Source organism: Nocardia vermiculata NBRC 100427 (assembly GCF_001613265.1).
GTDB classification, from domain to species: domain Bacteria; phylum Actinomycetota; class Actinomycetes; order Mycobacteriales; family Mycobacteriaceae; genus Nocardia; species Nocardia vermiculata.
Genome location: NZ_BDCA01000037.1, coordinates 34940 through 58886 on the forward strand (window position 1 = coordinate 34940; position 23947 = coordinate 58886).

The window sequence follows — 23947 nt, forward strand, 5'->3', positions numbered from 1 at the left end:
GTTCCGCCGCAGGCGATCCCGAACACATCACTGGTACTGCCGCAGCATGGCCGCTGCCAGCTCGCGGATCCGTGCTCGAGCCTGCGGCGGCTCGAGCACGATGAAATCGTCGGCGAACTGCAGGAGTTGCCGTACATCCTCGAGCACTCGACAAGTCACACCGATACGTACCCGGCCGTCCGCTTGCGGCGACAGGACGGTCAATCGTGTTCCGAGGAGCCGTTTCGCGCGTTCCAGCTGGCCCGCGGTGAGATCGCCCTCGACCTGGAAGGATCCCGCAGTTTCCCAGCCCGAGGATAATTCCGCCGCGACGGCATGCAGAGTGGTCCCGGGCCGCAGCCGTCGCGGCGTGCGTAACGGGCGCCAGCCGGCGATCCGTTCCAGTGCATACAGGCGTGGTGCGGCCGAGCGGTCGGCCACGAGATACCAGCGGCCCCCTTTGGCGAGAAGGCCGTACGGATCGACGATCTGCCAGCTCGGCCCGGCCTCGTTCGATCGGCGGTAGTTGACTCGCAGGCGGACGCCGCGTCGCAGGTCACCCAGCAGCTCCGCGGGACCGATTCCCGCAGTGGGAGGCCCGAACCACGGCCGATTGTCGGTGGTGACCACCGCGTGCACCGGAAGCAGGTTTTCCGGGCGCTGCCGCCCCGGCGCCACTTTGCTCCGGGCTCGCCGGCTGTCGGCCCCGCCGCCGAGTTGGTCGCGCTGCGCATCGTCTAGCCCTGACAATGCGAGATGGTCGCGCTCGGCCGGGGTGAGCCGCGCCAGGTCAAGTGCGCCGCCGGGCAACAGAGTCACCCCACCCGAGCGCCCGCGCCGAACCAGCAACGGAAACCCGGCGTCCTGCAGCCATTGCACGTCCCGGAACACTGTTCGCACCGAAATGCCCAGCTCCGCGGCCAGATCGGTGGTGGTGACGGTGTCTCGGGACTGCAGGGCGATCAACAGCGAGAAGAAGCGATCGGGCGTCATGCCGAAAGATTCTTCCGAAAACCTGCCGGATTCTGTCAGGTATGGCCGCGAAGCTCTTGTTGTTCACAACGACGGCAAGAGGAGAACACCCCATGACCACTCCGAACATGTTCATCGTGTACGTGCGCGACGCGGCCGCGGCCGCTCGCTTCTACGGCGATCTGTTCGACATGAAGCCCGTCTTCGAGTCTCCGCACTTCATCGCCTTCGACCTCGGTGGTGGCATCCAACTCGCCGTCTGGAGCGGCGCCGAGGAGGGATTCTCCTTCACCGGCCCGCGCACGAGCGAACTCTGCCTGACCCTGCCGGGCGGGCGCGAGGAGATCGACAACCACTTCCGCACCTGGGTCGACAAGGGCGTCGAGGTGGTCAAGGAGCCCCACGACGCAGTATTCGGCCGCACCTTCGTGGTCGCCGACCTCGACGGCAATCTCATTCGAGTCGCCCCAGTGGACTGAGACGCGGGAGGTATGGACGAGGTCGTGATCTCCCCGTCCATACCGGGCGACCTCGAGGCGGTCGATACCTCAGAGTTGATTGTGCGCGGACCTGCGTTCGCGGTCGATGTCGGCGTCACGTTCGCGGTCGCGTTCATGATCGGATTTGGCGTTGGCGTTCCACGAGACCGGGTGCGCAGCGGGACCGCAGTCCAGGCTCAGTTCGATCGTCGCTTCGGGACGTATCCGTTCCTCCCGAGTCAGCACGCGCAGGTCGCTGCACACGACCATCACTCCAGCTGATGCCGGACCCACATCGGTATTCGTGCAGGTGATATCGACACGGCTGTCGACCGGAACCGGGGTGCAGGACGCTTCGCGGGGCCGCGCCTGAGCGGCACCCGCGCCGATGGTCGTCGATACCGCGACGGCGGCGAGGCCGGTTACCGCCGCGACTACGATCGACCGCCGGCGGGTAGTTCTCTCGGGGGTGGACACCTGTTTTCTCTCTTTCGCTGTGCTGCAAAACAATTCCCGGGATCGTAAGCGCAGCGAAGTAATTTCCCAGTGGAAGGAACGTGAGGGCGCGGTGCGGCTGTTCGGTGTTCGATCGGTACCGAACACCGAACAGGAATTCGCTCTGTCGAACCCGGGGCCCGCAGCAGCTCGTGGTAGAGGGCCGCCTTGTACTGTGGCGTCATGCCCGCCCACGAGCCCGAGATCAGCGCAGAGCTCGTCCGTGACGTGCTGCAAGAGCAGCACCCGGATCTAGCCGGCCTGGCGATCCGCGAGGTGGAGGGTGGCTGGGGCAATCAGATGTGGCGCCTCGGAGACGAGTTGGTGGTGCGGATGCAGCGGATGGATTCCACTCCGGAGCCGCAGCTGAAGGAACGGCATTGGTTACCCGTATTGGCTCCGAATCTGCCGCTGCCGGTGCCGACCCCGGTGCGGTGCGGCGAACCGTCCGAGCGGTTCCCCAAACACTGGACCGTGATGACGTGGGTCCACGGCACGCCGCTGGACCAGAGCACGATCAGCCGTGGCACCCATGCGGCGGACACTTTGGCGGGCTTCCTCGAGGCTCTCCACATGCCGGCGCCCGAGGACGCGCCGGCCAGTAGGGATCGTGATCACCCGAGCAAGTGCACGGACGGATTCGATCATTTCTTCCACGCCGTCGTACCCGACGCTCTCGCCGACGAGGTCCGTGCGGTCTGGGACGATGCCGTAGCGGCGCCCGAGTGGCAGGGACCGCCACTGTGGGTGCACGGCGACCTTCACCCCGCGAATGTTGTCGTCGCGGACGGGACGCTCTCTGGCATAGTCGATTTCGGTGACATGTTCGCCGGTGACCCGGCATGGGACCTCGCCGCCGCATGGGTCCTCCTTCCCGCCGGCGCCGCGCCACGCTTCTTCGACGTATACCCACAGGTGGACGAGGCCACGATCCGGCGTGCCCGCGGGTTGGCGGCCATGAAGAGCCTGTTCCTCATGCTGATGGGGCAGAACGGAGACCAGGGCATCCCAGGAGGCAAGCCGGCATGGGGACCGGTCGGCCGCGCAGCACTAGATCGCGTTCTCGGTGATGAACGTGGCTGCGGCCTGCGGAAAGGTAGCTTTCGTTCCCGCTGATCGCCATCGGCAACCGTACTGCCTCCCGGGTGGTACTGCAGGCCTGCACCGTATTCCGCCGTGGCAAGTCGGGACGGCGCAGTGGCCTGGGCAGCGTCCCCGCTTCACTTCCCGATGGTGGTATCCATCCAATCCACTACTTCCGCCTGGTAGTCCGCTGTATTGCGCGCAAGATTCACCGCGTGCCCGCTCCCGGGCAGCACGAAGGTGCGCAGTTTCGCCTCGGGGGCGAAGAACGGTGCTTCCTCGGCGTGGAGTGTGGCCGAATTCGCGCAGGCCGCGTAGTCGATTCCGCACAGCATCCGGTCGCGGCTGCCGACGGCGATCATCACGGGAGCGGTGAGGAAGTTGGACATGCCGGGCAGCGTGGACATCATGCCGTCCGGGTATTCGGTGAGTGAGAAGACCTCTTTCTGCTTCTCGTCCAGCGCGAGCACCTCCGGATCCACATTTCCCGGATCGTAGAAGTTGTGCATGCGGGTGCCGGGTTTGCTGACCAGATATCCGGGATCCAGTCCGCGCCCGGAGAATGCGGGCTCGTCCACCGCGGGGTGATAGGTGGCGATGACGCTGAGCGTTTCGGGAATGTTCACCGCATGCGAATAGCCTGTCAGCAGCAGGCCGTCGACATCATGGTATTGGGTGGCTTCCATGATAGAGGTGCCGGAGGTCAGTGAATGCCCGACCGTGACCACCTTGTCGAACGGTGCGGCCCCGTCGATTCCGTGTTTGGCGGCCTGCACGAGGTCGTGCAGATGCTGCGCGGTGGCGGTTGCCGACAGGGATGTGCTCGGGGGATGTGTGCTGTTGCCGTTGCCGAGCCGGTCCACCACGAGCGTCGCATAGCCGGCCGCGTTCATCGCGCGCCGGAAGTTGTAGGTTTCCGGCTGGTAGGAGAAATCCCAATAGCTGCCATTGAAGTTGGACCCCGACATCAGCACCATCACGGTCTGCGCGCCGCCGGTCGGTGTGCACAGGGTCGCCGACAATTCGCCCTGCGGCACCGCGAACGGGAAGGATCGGCAGGCCGCGGCCGGTTCGGTGTCGGCGGTGGCTACACCGGTGGCGAAGCCGCACAACATGATCGCGGCGAAGATGACCCGTGCCCACAACGAGACCCGCATGTGAAACGCTTCCTGTGCTGTATACCGGAGCTGAGGACCACCGGACCGGCGGCCTCGGTCGAGCTGTAATGGCGCACGTTATCGCCCGAGGCGTCCACGTGCAACAAATTCGTCGATATCTGTCCCCGGTGTGATGTCGGCGTAATATCCTGCACAACAGTATTTTTGGTCTCGCATTCGAGAATTCCGTGCCGTCCTCCGGCGGAATACCGCCCCGGTGTCCATTACGATCCCTGGCATGGCCGAGCGAGCGGTGCATTTAGTAGGTAGTTTCCCGGCCAACAGCACCGAGGACGCGATGCGGGCGATGATGCGCGAGGCAGGCCCGTTGTTGCATACGCTGCCGACCGGAGAAACGCGGCGCCATCGCACCTATATCGAACCCATCATCGACGATTTGGTAGCGCAACATGTGCTGGAGGTTCGTCGATTACGTGCGGACCGGACCGTGCATCGACTTCGAAAAGGCAGCGAAAGAAATAGCGAGCCGGTAACTCTCGGATATGCGCGGGAAACTTCGGAAGCCTTGCCGATCATCGCCCGGCTGCGTGATTCCACCGGCCCCACCCTGCAGATCGGGATGCCGACCCCGCTCACCCTGGCATTCGTCGCGTTGGGTGTGCGTGGGGCGATCACGCGCCCTCCGGTATTCGCCGACGCGACCGCCGCTGAACTCGCGGGCGTGCGAGCGGTCGCCGGAGACGATGTCGTCGTGCAACTGGAAGCCCCTGCCGAGTTGGTGCTCACCGCCAGGACGCGGCCGCTGCATCGCACGGTGGACGCGGCGATCGGGTTGAGCCGGGGGATCGGTGCGCTCGCGGCACGTGCTCCGGAGGGAACCCGCTTCGGGGTGCACCTGTGTCTCGGCGGAAAACGTAACAAGGCGCGTGCGGTGCTGCGGGACGTACGGCCGCTGGTGGATCTGGCGAATGCCGTTGTCCGGCACTGGCCGACGGGCCGGACATTGGAGTATCTGCACGCCCCGCTGTCGGCTGGTGAGATCATGCCCTCGGACCGCCCCGATTTCTATGCGCCCCTTGCGGATCTGGCTCTGGGGGAGCGGACCGCGTTTCACGCAGGCTTCGTGCACGAGGAGCCGTCGCGGGATCAGCAGGTCCGGACGCTGCACCTGATCGAGACGGCGCTGGGGCGCCCGGTCGACGGCGTCGCGACGGCCTGTGGCCTGGGTCGTTACGACCGTTCGACGGCCGAGATGCTCATCGCGCGCTCGGCCGCCCTCGCCGCGACGGAGTGAGGATCAGAGTTTGCGGCCGATACCGCCGGTGACAACCATCCGGGTCTCCGGAAGGTCGTCGCCGAGCCAGTGCTGAATCGGCGCGATACCGGGGTCCAGCAAGTCGAAGCCGGTGAATATCGCCGCCACATCGGCCCGGGAGCGGAACACGAACTGCGCCGTACTCCCCACGGTGTCGGTGACGGTCTGAGTCACCCAGGTCTCGTCGCTCTCGGTGGCGCCGTGCGTGAACGCCACATAGCTGCCGGGCGCCATCACCTCGTGGAAGCGGGCCATCACCGCGGCCGGACATTCGTGTTCCAGGATGAAATGCAGGACACCGACCAGCAGGATCGCGACGGGTTGTGACAGGTCGATTCCCGCTTCCGCGGGCAGCCGGGCGATGATGTCGTCCGGATCGCGGAAATCGCCCAGCATCGTGGTGACCCCGGGAACGCCGTTGTACATCGCGTTGGTGTGGGCGAAGACGACCGGATCGTAATCGATGGCCGCGAGCCGCATGTCGGGATCGACCGCGGTGATCGCCTCGTGGACGCTGGGTGAGGTCGGAATCCCCGAACCGATGTCGACGAACTGCCGAATTCCGGCCTCGGCGGCCAATTTCGCGGAGCCGGTGAGGAATTCGCGACTGAACCAGGCGACCGTCCGATTGTCCAGTGCGATGGACAGCATACGTTTCGCCACGACGCGGTCGGCTTCGTAGTTGTCCTTACCACCCAATAGATAGTTGTAGATCCGCGCCGCGTTGGGCTTGGCCGGATCGACACCTTTCGGTGCCGGTCGCTCCACACCACACCTCCCTCGATTCCGGCCAGAGTAGCAGTTGTCGCAGGCTGTGCGGGGTGTGAAAGCGATGCTCGGGGGTCGCGACGAGATCTGCTGCCCGGTTGCCGAGCGGTTGGTGATCTTGTTGCCCGGCAACCGATCACGGGGTGGAATCTTCCGCTCAGCCGTCGGGCATCAGTACGGTCGATACGATGCGGCGGATTCGTTCCTCGTTCGGCTCGTTCGCGGCGAAACGGCTCAGCAACTGCCCCAATTCGTTGATGAATTCGCCGAACTCCGCATCGGAGAGCCACAGTGCCGATTGCCGCAGGGCGATGCCGTCGTGCTCCGGTGCGATCTCGTCGCGGGCGAGGTAGCGGTCCAGATCGCCGGCCAGTCCGGCGACGAACACCGTGAATATCGTGCGGAGTTGATCATGATCGATTCCGTCGCTGCCGTCGTCACTGGCGGCGGAGCCGAGCGCGTACGTGCGTTCGACGGTTCCGCGGATCCGACGCTGCGCGACGACCTCCAGGACGCCGGCCTTCACCAGTACTCCGACATGGCGGTACAGGGTGGTTGCTGCGACGTCGGGCAGCCGCTCGGCGAGCTCACTGGTGGTGAGGTTGCGGCCGATCAGCGCCTGCACGATGCGCCACCGCACCGGTTGATGCAGTAGTTCGGCCAGCGAGGGGCGAGGCGGAGCCATTGCCATTACTCCCAACTTTGGTAATAATGCATGTATCGGGATTATTCTAATTTCCAGGAGGGCAAGTGGCTGAAGTCTATGTCGATCAGGGCACGGTACAAGTGGAGCTGCGCTGGTGGGAGAGTATCTTCGCTGGTCAGCGCAAACGACTGGCCATACCCGTCGAATCGCTGCTGACGGCGGAGCGGGTCGATCGGCCCACCCAGTATTCGGCGACGCCGGGTGGGCGCGCCGGAGTGGTCGTCACCGGCGTGCTGAAGATCGGGCGGTGGGGGATCGGGACCTCCAACAAGCTTTTCGTGAGCGTTCGCCGTTCGGTCCCGGCGCTCCGGCTGATCGTCGACAAGCAGACTTCGGAGCAGTTGGGGTACAACATCATCCTGATCAGCACCCCCGAAGTCGACCGGCTCGTCGAATCCCTCCAGCCGGTAGGTTGATCGCGGTTACCTCCACTCCGATGTCGTCCTCGACCACATGTTGTGAACAATCGAAGCCACCAGAGGGTGCTCCGGTCGGTCGTGTCAGTCCTTACCTGAAGCTGGAAGGAGCGAGCCTGTTTCGGGCTCGGCCCTTCCGGGCTTGCTCAGGGAGCAGCCCCTTCGTCGACCCAGCGAGCGAACACGGCGATGTATTCCTCGGGCCACGGGCCGTCACACGGCATGGTTCCGTCGCGCAGCCGGGCGAGGATCGCCGCGGCGTGGGTCGCCACATCCGCATGTTTCCACAGGTCGAAAGAGAACAGCATCGACCGCCGATCCCGTTCGCGGAACAGCATTTTGATGTGGCTGTCGAAGCCGACCGGCTGCCCCGCGGTGGGCAATACGACCTGCTGTTCCACCTGTTTGCGGACGTCGGGTTCGCTCGTGGACAGGGCCGATATGCGCGCACCGGGCGGACCGGCCGCAGTGTGCCAGCCCCAGGACGGCATCGGCATGTGCCGTGGAGGTTCGGCTCCGGTTTGTGAATTCTCCCAGGCGAGTCGTGAGCCCCATTCGATGTACGAGCCGAACGCCGAACGGAATTCGGCGTCGTTGGGCAGGCCCGCTTCGGCGGCCGCGCGCATGAGCAACGTGACCCAGCGGGCGCGTTGCTGTTCGGTCAGGCATTTGCCGATGTGTTCGGACAGCATCCGCCGATACCCGCCGTAACTGTCGCTGTAGGTGGTCGGTCCACCGAAAACCTCGGTCAGCCAGGCGGCGACGCGCTGTGGGTGATCAGCGGACATGGTTGCGAACAGTGGACCCAACAGGTCGTCGGCGGGGACGTGTCTTTCGTAGAACAGTCGGGTCATTCGTTCGAAGGCGGGAAAGCCTCCGGCCCATTCCGATACCGTCGGCATCGCCTCCGAGTCCGGTGCCGGGTCGCGGAAGTCCACGTAGTAGTGCATTCCCGAGCAGAACGGCTTGTTCTGTGAATGCCCGCACCGGCACAGCGCCGCGTGCTCGGCCGACGCGCCTTGCGCCCGCGGGAGTGGCTCGCCGGTGCCGTCGACGATCTCGACCCCGCCGGTCAACCGGTACGGTCCGTCCTTGGTGATCAGGATCGACGGTGCTCGCTGGCCTCCCCAATCCACCTGGCCGCGCGCCTCGTCCCCGTCGACACCGAACGACAGTGCCCCGGAAGGGCAGTCGCGCACCGCACGAATGATCTCGTCCATTCGCCCGCCGCTGGGCGTGACGAACGCACTCGCCCCGGCCTCGGCCGTCGTCGAATCCGACTCGGTGTGGAAGACCGTCGAGAGACGATCGGTACACAGACCCGAGTGCTGACAGATGCCCCGGTTGTCGTACACCGTAACCTGGTGCCCGACATAGGTGTCGCGTCGATCCGGGACGCGGTCCGGACTCTTCGTGTCGTCGAAACCCGTTCGGACGCAGGCGGCGTCACAGTCGGGTTTGGTCGCCGATTCGCCGCACCGGCACAGAGCTGTCACGCGATCGTGTTCGACCGGGCAGCCGAGATGATCGGCGATCCGCACCGGGCCGCTCACCACATACGGACCACGCTGCACGACGATCACCCGCACCGGAGTGGATTCGTCGACGGTCTCGCCGCGCAGCGCAGACGTCGCCGCTGCCGGCCATCCTGCGGTGTCACCGACCTCCGCCAGCGACTGTTGCGCGCTCTTGCTGATCATGGGCAATTCCTCGATGCTTGCGCCGGCCGCGCTAGGCACCGGTGGTGGGGCGCAGTTCGTAATGCTTCATCTCCTCGATCGCGGAGAAGAAGGGCTTCACCTCGGCGAAGAACTCGCGGAATCGGGCACTGCCACGGAAGCCGCGCTCATGCCCCTCGAGTGAATCCCATTCGATCCGCACCACGAAATGCTCCGGCTCCTCGACCCCGCGAGCCATCTCCCATCGCAGGCAATGCTCGTCCGCGTCCAATACGGTGCCGGCCCGGTGATATGCCTGCTCGAACTCCTCGGCTCGAGCTGGGGGAACGGTGTAGCGGATGTATTCGACGATCACGACGACACTCCAATGTATTGGCGATATGACTTTCAACAATCCAATACGGTACTGTATTGAAATGTGCCCGGCAAGAGGAGAACGTGGACGCGGCCGTGCCCGCGATCCGGAGATCGACGCGCGCGTATTGGCCGCGGCCGGTAGACACCTGGCCCGCCACGGATTCGAGGCCATGTCGTTGACCGCGGTCGCCGAAGAGGCCGGAACCACACGACAGGCGCTGTATCGGCGCTGGCCGACCAAGGCCGCTCTCGCCGCCGCTGCCCTGGACATGGCGGTCGATACAGCGCCCGACCGCGCCGCCGGCGACCCACTCGCCGACCTGATCGCCGAACTGGAAAACTTCCAGCGCGGCGTATCCCAGCCCGGCCGGCTCTCATTGGTCGGCGCCATGCTCCAGGAGAACACCGCCCCCGACGTCCTCGCCCGCTACCGAGCCGACGTGATCACGCCGCGCCGCACCAGGATCCGGGCAATCCTGGAGCGTGCCCAGGAGGCCGGGCTGATCGACCGTGACGTCGACCTCGAGGTCGCCGTCACGCTGGGGACCGGGTCCTGGTACGCCCGCGCCCTGGCCGCCAACGACCCACCGGAGGACTGGCCCACCCGTGCCGCGCACCTGGTATGGCGTGCTGTGGGTGGGAAGCTCGGCCCGCCACAGGTGGATGAGGTCGGCCGCTGCTCGTAGCCCGACCATCATCCAGCGCCGTCCCTGCAGGTGCCGCCGGGCCGAGCGGCGTGGACGATCGCGTCGCTGCGCCGCCGAACGGTGATCGCCGCGCCGGGTTCTTTCCTCAGGACAGGTCGGACATGTCGAGTACGAAGCGGTAGCGGACGTCGTTTCGTGCGAGTCGGTCCAGCGCCTGGTCGACGTCGGCCGAGGGGAGGAGCTCGATGTCGGCGGTGACATCGTGGTCGGCGCAGAAATCCAGCAGTGCGGCGGTCGAAGCCCGGCCGCCACTACCGGCGGAGGTCAGTTTCTTCCGGCCTACGAGCAGGTCCATGGTCTGCACGCTGATCGGGCCGAGATACCCGACCTGGGTCAGTGTGCCGTCCATGGCGACCAGCTTCAGGTAGGGGGCGAGGTCGTGCGGGGCCGAGATGGTGTCGATGACTACATCGAACCGCTCTTTGTTCGCTTCCAGCTGTTCGGGGTCGGTGGAGATTACGAGGTCGTGGGCACCCAGCCGGCGGGCATCGGCGGCCTTGTCCCGCGATCGGCTGATCACCGAGGTGTCGGCGCCGAGCGCTACGGCGAGTTTGACCGCTAGATGTCCTAGACCGCCCAGGCCGGCGACGGCTACGCGAGTGCCCGGCCCGACGTCGAGCGCGTGCAGCGGCTCCCAGACGGTGACACCGGCGCAGAGCAGTGGTGCCGCCGCGGCTGGGTCGAGACCCTCGGGCAGTCGGTAGGTGAATCCTTCGCGCACAACGTATTCGCGGGAGTAACCGCCCAATGTGGTTGTTCCGTCGTGGCGGTCGGTGCCGCCGTAGGTCAGGGTGGGGAACTCGTGGCAGAAGTTTTCCTGACCTGCCTTGCACATCGCGCAGACGCCGCACGAGTCGACGATGTTGCCGACCGCGACCGAATCCCCGACGGCGAGACCGGTGACCTCCGGCCCGACTTCCGTTACCACCCCGGTGAACTCGTGGCCCGGCACGAGGGCCGGCGCGTTCTCGGTGCCGCGATGTTCTCGGACCGCGTGCAGGTCCGTATGGCAGACGCCGCAGTAGTCCACTCGCACCGCGACATCGTCGGGTCGCAGCGCTCGCCGTTGCAGCGGCACCCGCTGCAGTGTCGCCGTGGCGGCGTCGGCCGCCCATCCCACCGTGGTTCTCACATCGACTCCTTTAAACAGACTATTCTGTCTATTAGAAGAGTAGACCGAGATCGCCGAAAGGTAAACAGACTGTTCTGTTGATAGGGTGGCGGCCATGACCGATCGGCCCCTGACTGCCCGTGGCGCCGCGACACGGGAGCGTATTCTCGACGCGGCGACCAGGGAGTTCGCCCGATACGGCATCGCCGGAGCGCGCATCGAACGGATCGTGGCGGAAGCGCGCACGAACAAGGCGCAGCTCTACGGCTACTTCGGCAACAAAGAGGCACTGTTCGACGCCATCTTCTACGCGTCGCTGGAACAGATCGTCAACGTCGTTCCCATCGACGCCACCGACCTCCCGGACTGGGCGGTGCGCTTGTACGACGAGTACCTGCGCCGTCCGGACCTCATTCGGCTGGCAACCTGGACGCGGCTGGAACGCCGGCCCGCCGGCCACCTCGTCGAGGAGCCCGACCGCCTCGACGATCCCAAACTGCGCGCCATCGCCGCCGCACAGACCGCGGGCATCGTCGTACCGGGCGACCCGTTCGACATCATGGCAATGGTGATCGCGATGTCGATGGCATGGTCCCCGGTCAGCAACGTCTATGCGGCCACCGCCGAAGAACCCTCCGAGCTGCACGAGCGCCGCCGCGCCCTGCTCCGCGAAACCGTCGCCCGCGCCGTAACCACAGCGGGCGTGCAATGAACGTTCGGGCCGGGCGCTTCCGGCCGATCTACGATCCGAGCGCCGGCGAGTCGCAACCGTGGTACATCAACGACCACACCGTCATTCGTGACGGCTCGGGGCGGTGGCATCTGTTCGGCATCACCCATGCCGAACCGGCGGACCCGTTCGACGAGATCGAATTCGCGCATGCCAGTGCCGACGACCTGCACGGCCCGTGGACCAAACACCCGTCGGTGTTGCACGTGGACCGTGACTACGGGGAGACGCATCTGTGGGCGCCGTACGTGATTCGCGCCGACGGGCGCTACCACATGTTCTATGCGGGTGGTGGTGACGACCGGACCGCGGCGGTGATCTGTGTGGCCACGTCCGACGACCTGTTCGAGTGGACTCGTGAACCGTCCGGGCCGCTGTTTCGCGACGGGTACGACGCCCGCGATCCGATGCTCGCGTGGATCGACGGACGCTGGGTCATGTACTACGCCGCGACCAGTGCGCCGTCGGGCGGCAATTATGTGGTCGCGTATCGCACGAGCACCGATCTGCGCACGTGGAGTGCGCGGCACATCGCGTTCACCGACCCCACCTCGGGGACCGAAGCCGGCAATACCGAATCTCCGTTCGTCCTGTGCCACAACGGTTCCTGGTATCTGTTCATCGGTCCACGGGAGGGTTACGCCGGGACCGACGTATTCCGTAGCGACACCCCTTTCCACTTCCGGATCGACGACCGGGTCGGACATATCGCCGCCCACGCCGCAGAAGTGATCGACGACGGCGACTTGTGGATCACCAGTTGCGGCTGGGGTCAGGGCGGAGTGTCGCTGGCGGCACTCGAGATCGCGCGAACTCCACCGGAAACCGCGCCCTGAGTGATATCTCTAGGAGGTCAGACCGTTCGTCTCGTGAAGGGATCCGGCGTGGCACGTATCGGGGTAATCAGCATTTCCGACGGACGCGACTATGTGCACGACGGCATAGCCGAGTTCATCCGCACCACTGAGGACCGGCTGGTCGCCGAGCTCACCTCGGCCGGCCACGAGGTGGTGCGCGGTTCCGCGCCGGTCAGCACCAACACCCTCGCCGTCTCGGTGGCCCGCGAAGTCGCCGCGGCCGGAGTCGATCTGACGGTGCTGCACTACGCGGTATGGGCATTCCCGCACTTCACGATGCTCGCCGCAGATGCCACGCCGGGGGCACTGCTGTTGCTGTCCAATATCGACCCGGTCCAGCCCGGAATGGTCGGAATGCTGGCGGCCGGGGGAGCCCTGGACCAGATCGGCCGAACCCACACCCGGCTGTGGGGAGACCCCGCCGACCCGGACCTGATCGGGAAGATCGGAACGCAGGCGGTGGCGGCGTCGGCGGTGACGAGCCTGCGCGGCTCGACATTCGGCCGATTCGGCGGGCGGCCGATGGGCATGAACACCGCCGTCGCGAATACCGATCAGTGGCAACACCTTTTCGGTATCGACGTGGAGGAGATCGACCAGTGGGAGATCGTGCGCCGCGCGGAACTGGCCGACGCGTCTGAAGTGACGAAAGCCCGGACCTGGCTGGAGGAGACCACGGCGGGCGTGCACTACGACGGTGACAAGCTCACACCGGAGCTCCTGGAGCGGCAGATCCGCTCCTACCTCGCGGTGCGCGAGCTGATCGACGAATGGAATATCGACTTCTCCGGCATCAAGGGCCAGCCCGAACTCACCCGGCACTTCGCCACCATGGATATCACCGAGGCGTTCCTCAACGACCCGTACGACTGGAACGGCCCGAAACCGACCCACGTGTGCGCAACCGAAGCCGATATGGACGGCGCGCTGACCATGCAACTGCTCAAACAGATCTCGGGCACACCGGTGCTGTTCGCCGACGTCCGCCACTATCACGCGGACCGCGATATCTGGGATCTGTGCAACTCCGGCCAGCACGCCACCTGGTTCGCCGCCCGCAGCGACGATCCGGCGGAAAACCTGTCCCGAGTGCACCTGTTCCCCGAAGTGTTCTTCTTCCCCGCCGGTGGGGCCTCGGTGCATCATCTCGCGGCACCGGGGCAGATGACGTTCGGTCGGTTGACCCGCAACGACGGCAACTATCGAATGCAGTTGATGCTCGGCGACTTCGAGACCTACGACGAGGCCACCAACGACGCATTGATGAGCCAGTCGACCCGCGAATGGCCGCACGCGTTCGCACGGCTCGATGCGCGCGCCGAGGATTTCCTGTCCCGGTTCGGCGCCAACCACATCCACGCTGTGCCCGGTGACCAGCGCGGGACCGTGCGGGCCGCCTGTGAGCTGCTCGGGGTCACCGTGGACGAATTCACTCGGTGACCATGTTCCTCGGAATCGATATCGGCACGTCCGGTTCCAAGGGTGTGCTGACCGATGCCGACGGCCGGGTTCTCGCCCGCGCCGAACGGCCGCACGAGGTGTCGATGCCGCGACCGGGCTGGGTCGAACACGACGCCGAAACGGTGTGGTGGGCGGATTTCGTCGCCATCGCACGGGAACTTGTCGATGCCGCCGCCGGAGCGCGACTGGAGGGCCTCGGGATCAGCGGAATCGGCCCGTGCCTGCTGCCCGCCGACGCCCAGGGCGTTCCGCTGCGGCCGGCCATCCTGTACGGGGTCGACACGCGGGCAGGTGTCGAAATCGGCGAGCTGACCGACGAATTGGGCGAGGCGAAGGTTCTCGAGCGGGCCGGCTCACCGCTGACCAGCCAAGCTGTAGGACCGAAGCTGCGTTGGCTGGCAAGGCACGAGCCGGACGTCTATTCCGGCACCCGCATGCTGCTGATGGCGAGTTCCTTTCTCGTGTACCGGTTGACCGGACGTTACGTACTCGACCATCAGTCGGCGAGCCAGTGCGTGCCCATGTACGACCTGCGCAGACGAGAATGGGCGAGCGACTGGGCCGAACACTGCGCCCCAGGACTGCGGCTGCCCGAACTCGCGTGGCCCACCGAGGTAGTCGGCCGGGTGACCGCGGAAGGTGCTGCCGCGACCGGTCTTCCGGAGGGACTACCGGTCACCACCGGCACCGTCGACGCGTGGGCCGAGGCCGCCAGCGTCGGCGTCCGTGCTCCCGGTGACGCGATGGTCATGTACGGCACCACCATGTTCCTGGTCCAGATCCTCACCCGACCCCGTCCGCACCCCGGTCTGTGGGGCACCTGTGGGGCCTGGCCGGGCACGTATTCGCTGGCCGCGGGAATGGCGACCTCGGGTGCGGTCACCGATTGGCTGCGCCGCCTGGTCGGCGGAGAATTCGGTGAGCTGATCGCGGACGCCGACAAGGTTCCGGCGGGCAGCCGGGGGCTGCTCATGCTGCCGTATTTCGCCGGTGAACGCACACCGCTGTTCGATCCCGACGCTCGCGGCATCGTCGCCGGGCTCACCACCAGCCACGGCCGCAGCGAGCTGTACCGCGCCGCGCTGGAAGGAACCGCATACGGGGTACGGCACAACCTGGAAGCCATGTCCGATGCCGGTGGGCAGCCTCGACGGCTCGTCGCGGTCGGCGGCGGCACCAAGGGCGGTCTGTGGACCCGGATCGTGTCCGATGTGACCGGGCTGCGGCAGGAACTGCCGGCCGAAACCGTCGGTGCCTGCTTGGGGGACGCGTTGCTGGCCGCGGAGGCCGCCGGTGTCGACACCTCCGGCTGGAATCCGGTGACATCGATCATCGAGCCGGACGCCGAGCGGCACGCGATCTACGACCGGTACAACCGGCGTTACCGCGAACTCTACGAATCGACGACGGATATCGCGCACTTCCTTGCCGCAGAACAACATCGGACGGCAGGCGATGGCTGAACACGGGTATCCCGAGGACGCGCGCGACCGCTCGATCAGCGGCGTGGAACACCATAGGACGGCCCGAGGAATAGCTGAGCTCGGTCATCGCGAAAGCGTACGTACCCAATCGGTCAGCACCACGGAACATTATCGGGAGGTGGTAGGCAATGCCTGAACTGTGGCGGATCGATCAGGCACGCACGCGCTCGATCAGTCCGGAGAATCCGACCGGCGCGACGGGCGCGGGTGGGCGCGCGGACACCGGCACCGGTGCACGGGCAGCACGCGATCTCGGCGTGGGCTGGAAGGTGTCCCCGTCGATCGACCTGGCCGCCGGATCCACCGCAACACTTGCCGACATTGCCGGACCGGGTGTGATCCGGCACTTCTGGCTGACCACCGACCGCACCGTGCTGCGCCGGCTGAGGTTGACGTTCACCTGGGACGACGAGTCGCAGCCCGCGATCGACGTGCCGCTGGGCGACTTCTTCTGCAACGGCTGGGACGAACTGGCACTCGTGAGTTCGGAAATGGTCGTGGTCGCACCCGCCGGTGGCCTGAACTGTTACTGGCCCATGCCGTTTCGCCGACGCGCCCGCGTCGCTCTGCACAATCCGACCGAACACTCGGTGCCGGTCTACTACCAGCTCACCTACGACGACACCGAAGTAGGCGAGGACGCGGGCTACCTGCATTGCCGACGTCGACAGAGCAATCCGCTGGGCACCCCGGCCGTGCACACCGTCGTCGACGAGGTTCGCGGCCGCGGACACTACGTCGGGACCTACCTGGCGATCGCACCGAAGGCATCGGGTTGGTGGGGTGAGGGCGAGATCAAATTCCATCTCGACGGGGACGACGAATTCCCGACCATCTGCGGCACCGGCACCGAAGACTATTTCGGTGGCGCCTGGAACTTCGACCTCGACGGCACCTACCGCGACTACTCCAGCCCGTATCTCGGCCTGCACCAGGTACTTCCGCACGACGAGATCTACTCACCGCACCAACGATTCGGCATGTACCGCTGGCACGTACGCGATCCCATCCGCTTCCACCGGGAGCTGCGTGTCACGCTGCAGGCGCTGGGCTGGCAGGACGAGGATCGAGACCCACGGTATCTGCCGCTGGCCGACGCCGATATCGCCACCACCGCATGGTGGTACCAGGAAAGGGGACGGTAGATGCGTGCACTGGTCATCGAGAAGCCCGGCGAATACTCGGTGCAGACGATTCCCGACCCGACCCCCGGTCCTGGGGAAGTTGTCGTCCAGGTCGCCGCGGTGGGTATCTGCGGAACCGACATCCACATCGTCGAAGGGGAGTTCCCGCCCACGCCGTACCCGATCGTCCCCGGCCACGAGTTCTGCGGCGAAATCGTCGACGGCCCGGGCACAGGCGAGAAGGTCGCCGTCGACCCGTCCCTGTTCTGCGGCGCCTGCCACTACTGCCGGATCGGCCGCGGCAACCTCTGCGAACGCTGGGGCGCGATCGGTGACACGGTGGACGGCGCGATGGCCGAATACGTCGCAGTCCCGGGAGCCAACTGCTATCGCCTGCCCGACAACCTGCCCGCCTCACACGGCGCACTGGTCGAACCCCTGTCGTGCGCGGTCCACGGATTCGACGGCCTGCCCCGAATGCTCGGTTCGCACTATCTGATCTACGGCGCGGGCACGATGGGACTGATGATGCTGCAACTCGCGGTAGCGGCAGGCGCGGCATCGGTGTCGGTGATCGACCTCAACACCGACCGGTTGGAGGTCGCCCACACGCTCGGCGCGGACGCGGTAGCCACGAATGCCGACGAATTCGCCCGACCACAGGGATGGGAAGTCGTGATCGACTGCACGGGCGCGATCCCGGCTATCGAAGACGGCCTCACCCGCGTCCGCCGCGGCGGCACCTACCAGCAGTTCGGTGTGGCCCCCGGCGACGCGACAGCATCGTTCTCGCCCTTCCGCATCTACAACGACGAAATCACCGTCGTCGGCTCGATGGCGGTCGTGCACAGCTTCGGCCGCGCCGTCGACCTCGTCTGCAAGGGCACGATCGACGCCGACACCATGGTTACCCACACCTTCGGCCTCGACCAGTTCTCCGAGGCACTGCAAGCGTTCCGCGACGGCGTCGGCCGCAAGATCCAGATCGCGCCGGGCCGATAGATGGCGACCGTCGCCGGCGTGGACAGCTCCACCCGATCCTGCAAGATCGTGGTGTGCGACGCGGACAACGGCGCGGTCCTGGCACGGGGACAAGCGCCGCATCCGGACGGGACCGAAGTCGCGCCCGAGGCATGGTGGGCCGCGCTGCAGCAGGCGGGGGAGGGGCTGCTCGACACCGTCGACGCGGTGTCGATCGCCGGCCAGCAGCACGGGCTAGTCGCGCTCGACGACTCACATCGCCCCGTGCGAGATGCGTTGCTGTGGAACGATGTCCGCTCCGCCGCAGCCGCCGACGACCTCGTCGCGGAACTGGGTGGCCCGCAGGCGTGGCTCGACGCGGTCGGCAGCGTCCCGGTCGCCGCATTCACCGCCGCCAAGCTGCGCTGGATGGCCGACCACGAGCCCGGACTCGCGGACCGCGTCGCCCGGGTGATGCTGCCGCACGACTACCTCACCTGGCGATTGCGCGGCGGCGGCGATGCCGTACCTACCACTGATCGCAGCGATGCCTCGGGCACCGGATACTGGTCCGCGACAGCGGGCCGGTATCGCGACGACCTGCTGTCTCGCGCGTTCCGCGGTCGGACCCCGATGCTCCCCACCGTGCTGGAACCGTCCGACAGTGCCGGACGCACCGCATCCGGCGCCCTCGTAGCGGCCGGCGCAGGGGACAACGCGGCGGCAGCACTCGGACTCGGGATCGGCGACGGTGATGTGGTGATCTCGCTGGGCACCAGCGGCACCGCGTTCGCGCGAACCTCGCAGCCCGCCGGCGACCCCGCGGTGAACGGATTCGCCGACGCCACAGGACAATTCCTCCCACTGGTGTGCACCCTCAACGCCGCCCGAGTCCTCGAGGCGACAGCAACCGTCCTGGGAATCGAACTCAGCGAATTCGACGCCCTGGCCCGTCAGGCCCCGCCCGGCGCAGACGGCCTCGTCCTGCTGCCGTATCTGTCCGGCGAACGTACCCCGAACCTGCCACACGCCACCGGCAGCCTGCACGGATTACGCGTGGAGACAATGCGTCCCGCACACCTGGCCCGCGCCGCGGTCGAAGGAATGCTCTGCAACATGGCCGACGCACTCGACCGGCTCCGCGCGGCCGGTGCGACACCCCGGCGAGTACTGCTGATCGGCGGTGCGTCGCGTTCGGCATTCGTCGCCGAGACCGCCGCGCAGATCTTCGGTGCGGCGGTGACGGTCCCGGAACCGGAGGAGTACGTCGCGCTCGGTGCCGCGCGCCAGGCAGCGTGGGCATTGCGCGGCGGGGACGAACCTCCGAGATGGGCCGGTGCCGCGACTGCCGAGATTCCGGCACCCGGTGATGGTGTCACTGGTGCGATGATCCGCGGCACGTATGCGCATGTGGTAGAGGCGTTGTACAACAACTGATTTCGCGCATCGAGGTGCGCCGACGAAGGTGCCGGAGGTACTGACCGGGCAGGTTGGTCGAACGAGGCGGTCATGGCCGATAGCGGTCGGCCAATGCTTGTGCCCGTTCATACATGGCTTTGCGGGCGGCATCAGGGGCCAGCACTTCGGCGTCGGTACCCAATTGCCATATCGCCCATACGGCGTGTCGCAGGTCCTCGAAGGTGACCTCGAGTCGCACCCATCCGTCCGCTGCCGGCTCCTCGGCGCGGACGGCCCGTGCGGTGTTCAGCAGCTCGTCTCGGCGTGATCGCCTGACTCCGACGGTCACGGGAATGTGACCCTCCGAGAGGAACCGAGCGCTGCGCTCGGCCCAGATACGGTCGAGGTCGACCTGCGTAGGTCGCTGCGCCGGATCGGAGAGTTCTTCGGCGCGAAGTATGCGCGACAGGCGGTAGGTGCGGTCGTCACCGGACTTGGTCGCCAGCAGGTAGGTTCGACCGCGGACGGTGACCAGCCCGATGGGGTCGACGGCGTGCGAGCTCGGCACCTTCCCGGGTGCTGCGTAGTCGAAGCGGAGCCGGTGCCCGGTGAGCACCGCACCGCGGACCTCGCCCATCACCCCCTCGGCCAGTTCCTCGGAGATCGGCCGGCGCGAGAGCAGGTCGGTCTCCGGCTCTACCAGGAACCGTTTGGCAGCGCCGTTCACGCTCGCCCGATGCCCCTCGGGCAATGCGTCCACCACCTTGCGCATCGCGGCGGCCAGCGGTGCACTGAGGCCGAAGACCTTCTCCCCACGGTCCGATCCAGCGGTGAGCAGCGCGAGGGCCTCGTCGTGATTCAACCCCGTCAACTCGGTGCGGAATCCGGGCAGCAACGAGAAGCCGCCGTGGCGACCACGATCGGCGTATACGGGCACACCCGCGGTCGACAATGCGTCGATGTCGCGCAGCACCGTGCGCGTGGACACCTCCAGCTCGCTCGCCAGCTGGTCCGCGGTCATCCGCCCTCGCTGACGCAGCAGCAGCACCAACGAGACCAATCGATCGGCACGCACAGATTCATTTCTTATCAGAAAACACGACACAAGATGTCATGTTTTGCGGCCAGGCTTGGTCTGCTGCCGACGGGGCGGCGCGGGCAACGACCGGTTGTCCGTTGGTTGTTCATCAACGTGAAGGAGCGCCACATGGCGTCACGGCTCAATCCCTGCCTCTTGTTCGACGGGGACGCCCGAGAGGCGATGGAGTTCTATCAGTCGGTGTTCGGCGGAGACCTCGAGATCATCACAGCTTCCGACTTCGGAGTCCAGGGGTCGGCGGATACCGAGAGCGCCGACAAGGTCATGCACTCGACGTTGAACACACCCGACGGTTACACCCTCATGGCCTGGGACGCACCAGAACGTCTGCCGTACCGCCCCGGGAACAATGTCGCGGTCTTCCTCGGCGGCACCGATGATGCACTCGCCCAGCACTTTGCGAGCCTGTCGGAGGGCGGCACCGTGACGTTGCCGTTGGGCAAGCAGGTGTGGGGCGATACGGCCGGATCTCTGGTCGACCGGTTCGGGATCAGCTGGATGTTCAATATCGGTGCAGCAGAACGGAATGCTGGATCAGCTGCGATTCGCCGTGCGGCGATCAACCCGGTCACCTGGTCGCAGGAGATGGGATTCAACCAGGGCGAAGTCGTCGCGGGCGCGACGCGGACGCTCTACATCTCGGGACAGACGGCGATGAGCAAGGACGGCCGACCCGAACACGACGGGGATATCGCAGCGCAGCTCGCACTGGCCGTGGACAACCTCGAAGCCGTGCTCACCGAAGCCGGCATGTCCCTGGCGAACCTGGTCCGCCTCAACGTCTACACCACCGACGTGGACGCGCTGTTCCCGCACTACGGCGTGCTCGCCGGGAAGCTCGGAGCCGCAGGCGTCGCCCCCACCACCACGATGCTCGGAGTCACCCGTCTCGCGATCCCCGGCCAGATGGTCGAGCTCGAAGGAACCGCCGTCGCGTAAACGACTCGTCATCAGTGACGGCCGGTGGCGCAACGACGCCGGCCGTCTCGGTGGGCCGAGGAGACCGTGAACGTCCCCGTCGGGGGCGGCGGGTCGGGTAGGTCTCGGAGTCCGAGGAGTCTCGATCCGGTCAGCAGGAATCGTCCTGGCCGAGGATCGGAATCGACGGCCACCTTGATGGAGAGTAGAAGCTCGGGGACCCGCTGGATCTCATCGATGATCAAGGGGGCCTCGGAGTCGACGAACCCCCCTCGGGATCGGCCAGCGCTGCCTCGCGGCCGGTCGAGGTCGCGCCAGTCCGCGGTGCACTGCCCGGCGACCTGTCGGACGAGTGTGCTCTTGCCGGCTTGCCGTGCGCCGTTGACCAGCACCACGCGGGTGTCGGCCAACGCCGCTTCGATTGCCGTGGTGGCACGTCTGGGCAGCAGGTTTCGTGAGACACGGTTCCGATCGTCCGTCTCCCGCATTCAATATGCGACGGGTGACGTGTTCCATATGCGACAGTTCTATGTTCAATTTGCGGCGGGTGGTGCATGCAGCTTGCGGCCCTGATGCTGCCCAATGGTGGTGCCGACCGCCTCGGTGAACCCGCTCCGCGGGTGTCGTGCCGGTCTCGTAGTTCGGCGGCCGGTAGTGGGGACCCCGCAGCGGGCGGGGATCGGCCGGACTTCGGTTCCCGGGAGGGCGAGGTGGAGATGTGAAACCAGCTAACACGTCCGCGATATATGTTAAGTTTTCCGAGAAAATTTAACATATTCCCTGTAATGGTTGAAGGAGCTAACACGTGCCCTGGAGCCCTCAGGTTCCGTTCAATGCGCTTCCGTCGTTGCCGCCCGACGGCGTCGACCTGGAACCGAAGATCGTTCTCAAGGCGACTATCGAGGCTCGTGCCGCGCTGGCTACGCTGGCCCAAGCCGGGCAGCTTCTTCCTGATCCGAACGTGCTGATACACGCGGTGCCTCTGCTCGAGGCGCAGGCGAGCTCCGAGATCGAGAACATCGTGACGACGGCCGATGAGCTGTTCAAGTACGCGGAATCAGGCGGTGCCGACGGTGCGACGGAGGAAGCCTTACGCTACCGGTCGGCCCTCTTCGCGGGGGTCGAGTCGATCCGTACCCGTCCGCTGACAGCCCGGACAGCGGCGAAAATCTGCTCCGAGTTGCAGGGGCGCGAGATGACCGTCCGAGCTGTACCGGGCACCCGGATAGCCAATCCCAGGACACGGCAGGTTCTGTACTCACCGCCGGAGGGCGTGCACGTTATCCGAGAGAAGCTCTCGGATTGGGAACGTTTCGCACACGCCGAGGACGACCTCGACCCCCTCGTTCGAATGGCGGTGTCTCACTATCAATTCGAGGCCATCCATCCGTTCCACGACGGCAATGGCCGCACCGGACGTGTGCTGAATATCTTGATGCTGATCGAGGCGGGGCTGTTGAGCGATCCGATCCTCTATCTGTCACGGGCGATTATTGCTCGAAAGAACGACTACTACAGGCTGTTGCGCGCGGTCACGGCCGAGGGGGCCTGGATCGAGTGGATCCTGTACATGCTCGACGTGGTGCGGGAATCCGCCGCATCGACGACTCGCAAGATCGCAGCGATCCGGACGTGCCAGGAAACCATTGCCGAACGCGCGCCGGCAGCAACGCCCGGCGGACGTGACGCCCAGTTCCTCGCCGTTCTGTTCGAGCAGCCCTACTGCCGGATCACCATGGTGGCCGACCGCTGCGAGGTTTCCCGACAGACAGCATCCACCTGGCTGCATGCCCTGGTCGAAGCGAACCTTCTCGGCAATGTGAAGCTCGGCCGTGAGAGCCTGTTCGTCAATCACGATTTACTCGAGGTGTTGACACGTCCGGAGTGAACCGAACGGGTTGCGTGTCGCCGTGGACCGGCCGCAGGTGTGCAGCCTGAGGGCTCCCGGCGCTCTGGCCTTCGATCTCATCGCTGAGGCGTAGGTTCACTTCTTATTTCGTCGCTTCAGCTCGCCGATGAGCACGTCCAGGCTCAAGTACTGCGCCAGCATGTGTTTCAGTTCTGGCCCCTCGATGAGCTGAATGCGGCCGTGCCGGGCGGCGAAGTCGTGGGGTTCAGCCCGGTGTGGATGGTGTCGTGAATCCGTGGCGCTGTAGGCGCATGGTGATCGCGTTGGCGTTGCGGCCGAATTCGGGGCAGTCCCCGTCGTAGCCCGCTGCAACCCCGCGCCAACCGCCGCACTGCATCGCCACCGGTGATGCCAGCGAAGTTGTCAGCGGCACGGCGTAATATCTCCACCGGAGCTGGGACCTGCGCCGACCGATTTCACCAGGCTTCGGATGCCCCTGGAACCGTGATGGGAACGTTTGGAACCGCGAAACGAGGACGACGTGACGCAAATGCCTACCTCCGGCTCAGGCGCGGCTGACGAGGTCTTTGGGGAGGCCGGACTGGAGGCGCAGCGAATCAGGTGGATGAGCCAGCGGTCTGCCGCTCCGAACCTTCAGTGCGGGAAAGACCAAATGTTCCCGCTCACGCTGGAACTCGTTCGCATGATCTCTGACGCGCAGGAGGTCGATCTCGACGCACGCCCGGTGCTCTCGAATGCTGAGTCGACGCGGACCTGGCGGGAATATGCAAACGCTCTGCGCCCGATGGGGCTCGTCCAGAGTCAAAAAGGCACTCTTCATCTGACAGCTGATGGCGTCGGACTAGTCGCGGACAGGTCGCG

The 23947-nt window shown here is 66.0% G+C and carries 26 protein-coding genes and 1 pseudogene; 16 read left to right on the forward strand and 11 right to left on the reverse strand.

What is annotated here, in order from left to right:
• Positions 1 to 27 precede the first annotated feature (27 nt).
• Complete coding sequence (locus tag NV2_RS27270; protein WP_067880609.1) at positions 28 to 972, reverse strand: helix-turn-helix transcriptional regulator; 945 nt, start codon at positions 970 to 972, stop codon at positions 28 to 30.
• 92 nt (positions 973 to 1064) lie between these two features.
• Between NV2_RS27270 and NV2_RS27275 the strand changes: the two genes are divergently transcribed.
• Positions 1065 to 1430, forward strand: coding sequence for a VOC family protein (locus NV2_RS27275; protein ID WP_067880613.1), 366 nt, complete (start codon positions 1065 to 1067; stop codon positions 1428 to 1430).
• A gap of 69 nt (positions 1431 to 1499) precedes the next feature.
• Here NV2_RS27275 and NV2_RS27280 read toward each other — a convergent pair whose 3' ends face one another.
• Positions 1500 to 1907, reverse strand: a complete 408-nt coding sequence (locus NV2_RS27280; protein WP_067880616.1) for a hypothetical protein — start codon at positions 1905 to 1907, stop codon at positions 1500 to 1502.
• 201 nt (positions 1908 to 2108) lie between these two features.
• On the opposite strand from NV2_RS27280, the gene NV2_RS27285 reads away from it, so the two are divergent.
• Positions 2109 to 3041 carry an aminoglycoside phosphotransferase family protein gene (locus NV2_RS27285; protein WP_067880619.1) on the forward strand — a complete coding sequence of 311 codons (933 nt, stop codon included), beginning with the start codon at positions 2109 to 2111 and terminating at the stop codon, positions 3039 to 3041.
• Between the two features lie 104 nt (positions 3042 to 3145).
• On the opposite strand, the gene NV2_RS27290 is transcribed toward NV2_RS27285, so the two are convergent.
• The gene (locus NV2_RS27290) at positions 3146 to 4165 is read right to left on the reverse strand and encodes an alpha/beta hydrolase (protein WP_067880622.1); all 1020 of its coding nucleotides are present in this window, start codon (positions 4163 to 4165) and stop codon (positions 3146 to 3148) included.
• Positions 4166 to 4403: 238 nt separating this feature from the next.
• Between NV2_RS27290 and NV2_RS27295 the strand changes: the two genes are divergently transcribed.
• Positions 4404 to 5420: a hypothetical protein gene (locus NV2_RS27295; protein ID WP_067880625.1), complete on the forward strand. Its 1017-nt coding sequence runs from the start codon at positions 4404 to 4406 to the stop codon at positions 5418 to 5420.
• Positions 5421 to 5423: 3 nt separating this feature from the next.
• Here NV2_RS27295 and NV2_RS27300 read toward each other — a convergent pair whose 3' ends face one another.
• Entirely contained in the window at positions 5424 to 6209 is a 786-nt protein-coding gene (locus tag NV2_RS27300; protein WP_067880628.1) for an SAM-dependent methyltransferase, read from the reverse strand.
• Between the two features lie 157 nt (positions 6210 to 6366).
• Positions 6367 to 6900 carry a helix-turn-helix domain-containing protein gene (locus NV2_RS27305; RefSeq protein WP_245662800.1) on the reverse strand — a complete coding sequence of 178 codons (534 nt, stop codon included), beginning with the start codon at positions 6898 to 6900 and terminating at the stop codon, positions 6367 to 6369.
• Between the two features lie 59 nt (positions 6901 to 6959).
• On the opposite strand from NV2_RS27305, the gene NV2_RS27310 reads away from it, so the two are divergent.
• Positions 6960 to 7331 carry a hypothetical protein gene (locus NV2_RS27310; protein ID WP_067880633.1) on the forward strand — a complete coding sequence of 124 codons (372 nt, stop codon included), beginning with the start codon at positions 6960 to 6962 and terminating at the stop codon, positions 7329 to 7331.
• A gap of 146 nt (positions 7332 to 7477) precedes the next feature.
• Here NV2_RS27310 and NV2_RS32490 read toward each other — a convergent pair whose 3' ends face one another.
• Positions 7478 to 9031 (reverse strand): CDGSH iron-sulfur domain-containing protein, encoded by a 1554-nt coding sequence (locus NV2_RS32490; RefSeq protein WP_084475565.1) that lies wholly within the window; start codon positions 9029 to 9031, stop codon positions 7478 to 7480.
• Positions 9032 to 9062: 31 nt separating this feature from the next.
• The gene (locus NV2_RS27320) at positions 9063 to 9365 is read right to left on the reverse strand and encodes an antibiotic biosynthesis monooxygenase family protein (RefSeq protein WP_067880635.1); all 303 of its coding nucleotides are present in this window, start codon (positions 9363 to 9365) and stop codon (positions 9063 to 9065) included.
• Between the two features lie 61 nt (positions 9366 to 9426).
• Here NV2_RS27320 and NV2_RS27325 point away from each other — a divergent pair, with 61 nt between their 5' ends.
• On the forward strand, positions 9427 to 10053 hold the full coding sequence (locus NV2_RS27325; RefSeq protein WP_067880638.1) for a TetR/AcrR family transcriptional regulator: 627 nt from the start codon (positions 9427 to 9429) through the stop codon (positions 10051 to 10053).
• Positions 10054 to 10159: 106 nt separating this feature from the next.
• On the opposite strand, the gene NV2_RS27330 is transcribed toward NV2_RS27325, so the two are convergent.
• Positions 10160 to 11206 (reverse strand): NAD(P)-dependent alcohol dehydrogenase, encoded by a 1047-nt coding sequence (locus NV2_RS27330; RefSeq protein ID WP_067880642.1) that lies wholly within the window; start codon positions 11204 to 11206, stop codon positions 10160 to 10162.
• A gap of 94 nt (positions 11207 to 11300) precedes the next feature.
• On the opposite strand from NV2_RS27330, the gene NV2_RS27335 reads away from it, so the two are divergent.
• The 7 genes from NV2_RS27335 (at position 11301) to xylB (ending at position 19238) form a co-directional block, all read left to right on the forward strand.
• Positions 11301 to 11897 carry a TetR/AcrR family transcriptional regulator gene (locus NV2_RS27335; RefSeq protein WP_067880645.1) on the forward strand — a complete coding sequence of 199 codons (597 nt, stop codon included), beginning with the start codon at positions 11301 to 11303 and terminating at the stop codon, positions 11895 to 11897.
• Positions 11894 to 12751, forward strand: coding sequence for a family 43 glycosylhydrolase (locus NV2_RS27340; protein ID WP_067880648.1), 858 nt, complete (start codon positions 11894 to 11896; stop codon positions 12749 to 12751). Before NV2_RS27335 ends, NV2_RS27340 begins: the two co-directional genes overlap by 4 nt.
• A gap of 48 nt (positions 12752 to 12799) precedes the next feature.
• Entirely contained in the window at positions 12800 to 14212 is a 1413-nt protein-coding gene (locus NV2_RS27345) for an L-fucose/L-arabinose isomerase family protein (protein WP_067880686.1), read from the forward strand.
• 2 nt (positions 14213 to 14214) lie between these two features.
• The gene (locus tag NV2_RS27350) at positions 14215 to 15696 is read left to right on the forward strand and encodes an FGGY-family carbohydrate kinase (protein ID WP_067880651.1); all 1482 of its coding nucleotides are present in this window, start codon (positions 14215 to 14217) and stop codon (positions 15694 to 15696) included.
• A 149-nt stretch (positions 15697 to 15845) separates the two neighbouring features.
• Positions 15846 to 16862 (forward strand): glycoside hydrolase family 172 protein, encoded by a 1017-nt coding sequence (locus NV2_RS27355; RefSeq protein WP_067880654.1) that lies wholly within the window; start codon positions 15846 to 15848, stop codon positions 16860 to 16862.
• The gene (locus tag NV2_RS27360) at positions 16863 to 17843 is read left to right on the forward strand and encodes a zinc-dependent alcohol dehydrogenase family protein (protein ID WP_067880657.1); all 981 of its coding nucleotides are present in this window, start codon (positions 16863 to 16865) and stop codon (positions 17841 to 17843) included. It abuts the gene before it with no gap.
• The gene (gene xylB, locus NV2_RS27365; RefSeq protein ID WP_067880660.1) at positions 17844 to 19238 is read left to right on the forward strand and encodes a xylulokinase; all 1395 of its coding nucleotides are present in this window, start codon (positions 17844 to 17846) and stop codon (positions 19236 to 19238) included. It abuts the gene before it with no gap.
• A gap of 70 nt (positions 19239 to 19308) precedes the next feature.
• On the opposite strand, the gene NV2_RS27370 is transcribed toward xylB, so the two are convergent.
• Positions 19309 to 20274 (reverse strand): helix-turn-helix transcriptional regulator, encoded by a 966-nt coding sequence (locus NV2_RS27370; RefSeq protein ID WP_067880663.1) that lies wholly within the window; start codon positions 20272 to 20274, stop codon positions 19309 to 19311.
• Between the two features lie 132 nt (positions 20275 to 20406).
• On the opposite strand from NV2_RS27370, the pseudogene NV2_RS31995 reads away from it, so the two are divergent.
• Positions 20407 to 20790 (forward strand): annotated as a pseudogene (locus NV2_RS31995) (VOC family protein); the annotation flags it as partial.
• A gap of 51 nt (positions 20791 to 20841) precedes the next feature.
• A complete protein-coding gene (locus NV2_RS32000) occupies positions 20842 to 21237 on the forward strand; it encodes a RidA family protein (protein ID WP_067880689.1) in 396 nt (131 codons plus the stop codon).
• 11 nt (positions 21238 to 21248) lie between these two features.
• Here the strand turns inward: NV2_RS32000 and NV2_RS33020 are convergent, their stop codons facing one another.
• On the reverse strand, positions 21249 to 21704 hold the full coding sequence (locus NV2_RS33020) for an AAA family ATPase (protein ID WP_067880665.1): 456 nt from the start codon (positions 21702 to 21704) through the stop codon (positions 21249 to 21251).
• 317 nt (positions 21705 to 22021) lie between these two features.
• On the opposite strand from NV2_RS33020, the gene NV2_RS27385 reads away from it, so the two are divergent.
• Positions 22022 to 23104, forward strand: a complete 1083-nt coding sequence (locus tag NV2_RS27385) for a Fic family protein (RefSeq protein WP_067880668.1) — start codon at positions 22022 to 22024, stop codon at positions 23102 to 23104.
• 226 nt (positions 23105 to 23330) lie between these two features.
• Here NV2_RS27385 and NV2_RS31590 read toward each other — a convergent pair whose 3' ends face one another.
• Positions 23331 to 23498, reverse strand: coding sequence for a hypothetical protein (locus tag NV2_RS31590; protein ID WP_157103120.1), 168 nt, complete (start codon positions 23496 to 23498; stop codon positions 23331 to 23333).
• A gap of 240 nt (positions 23499 to 23738) precedes the next feature.
• Between NV2_RS31590 and NV2_RS32005 the strand changes: the two genes are divergently transcribed.
• Positions 23739 to 23947: hypothetical protein (locus NV2_RS32005; RefSeq protein WP_218019034.1), on the forward strand; the 209-nt coding region annotated here is incomplete at its 3' end.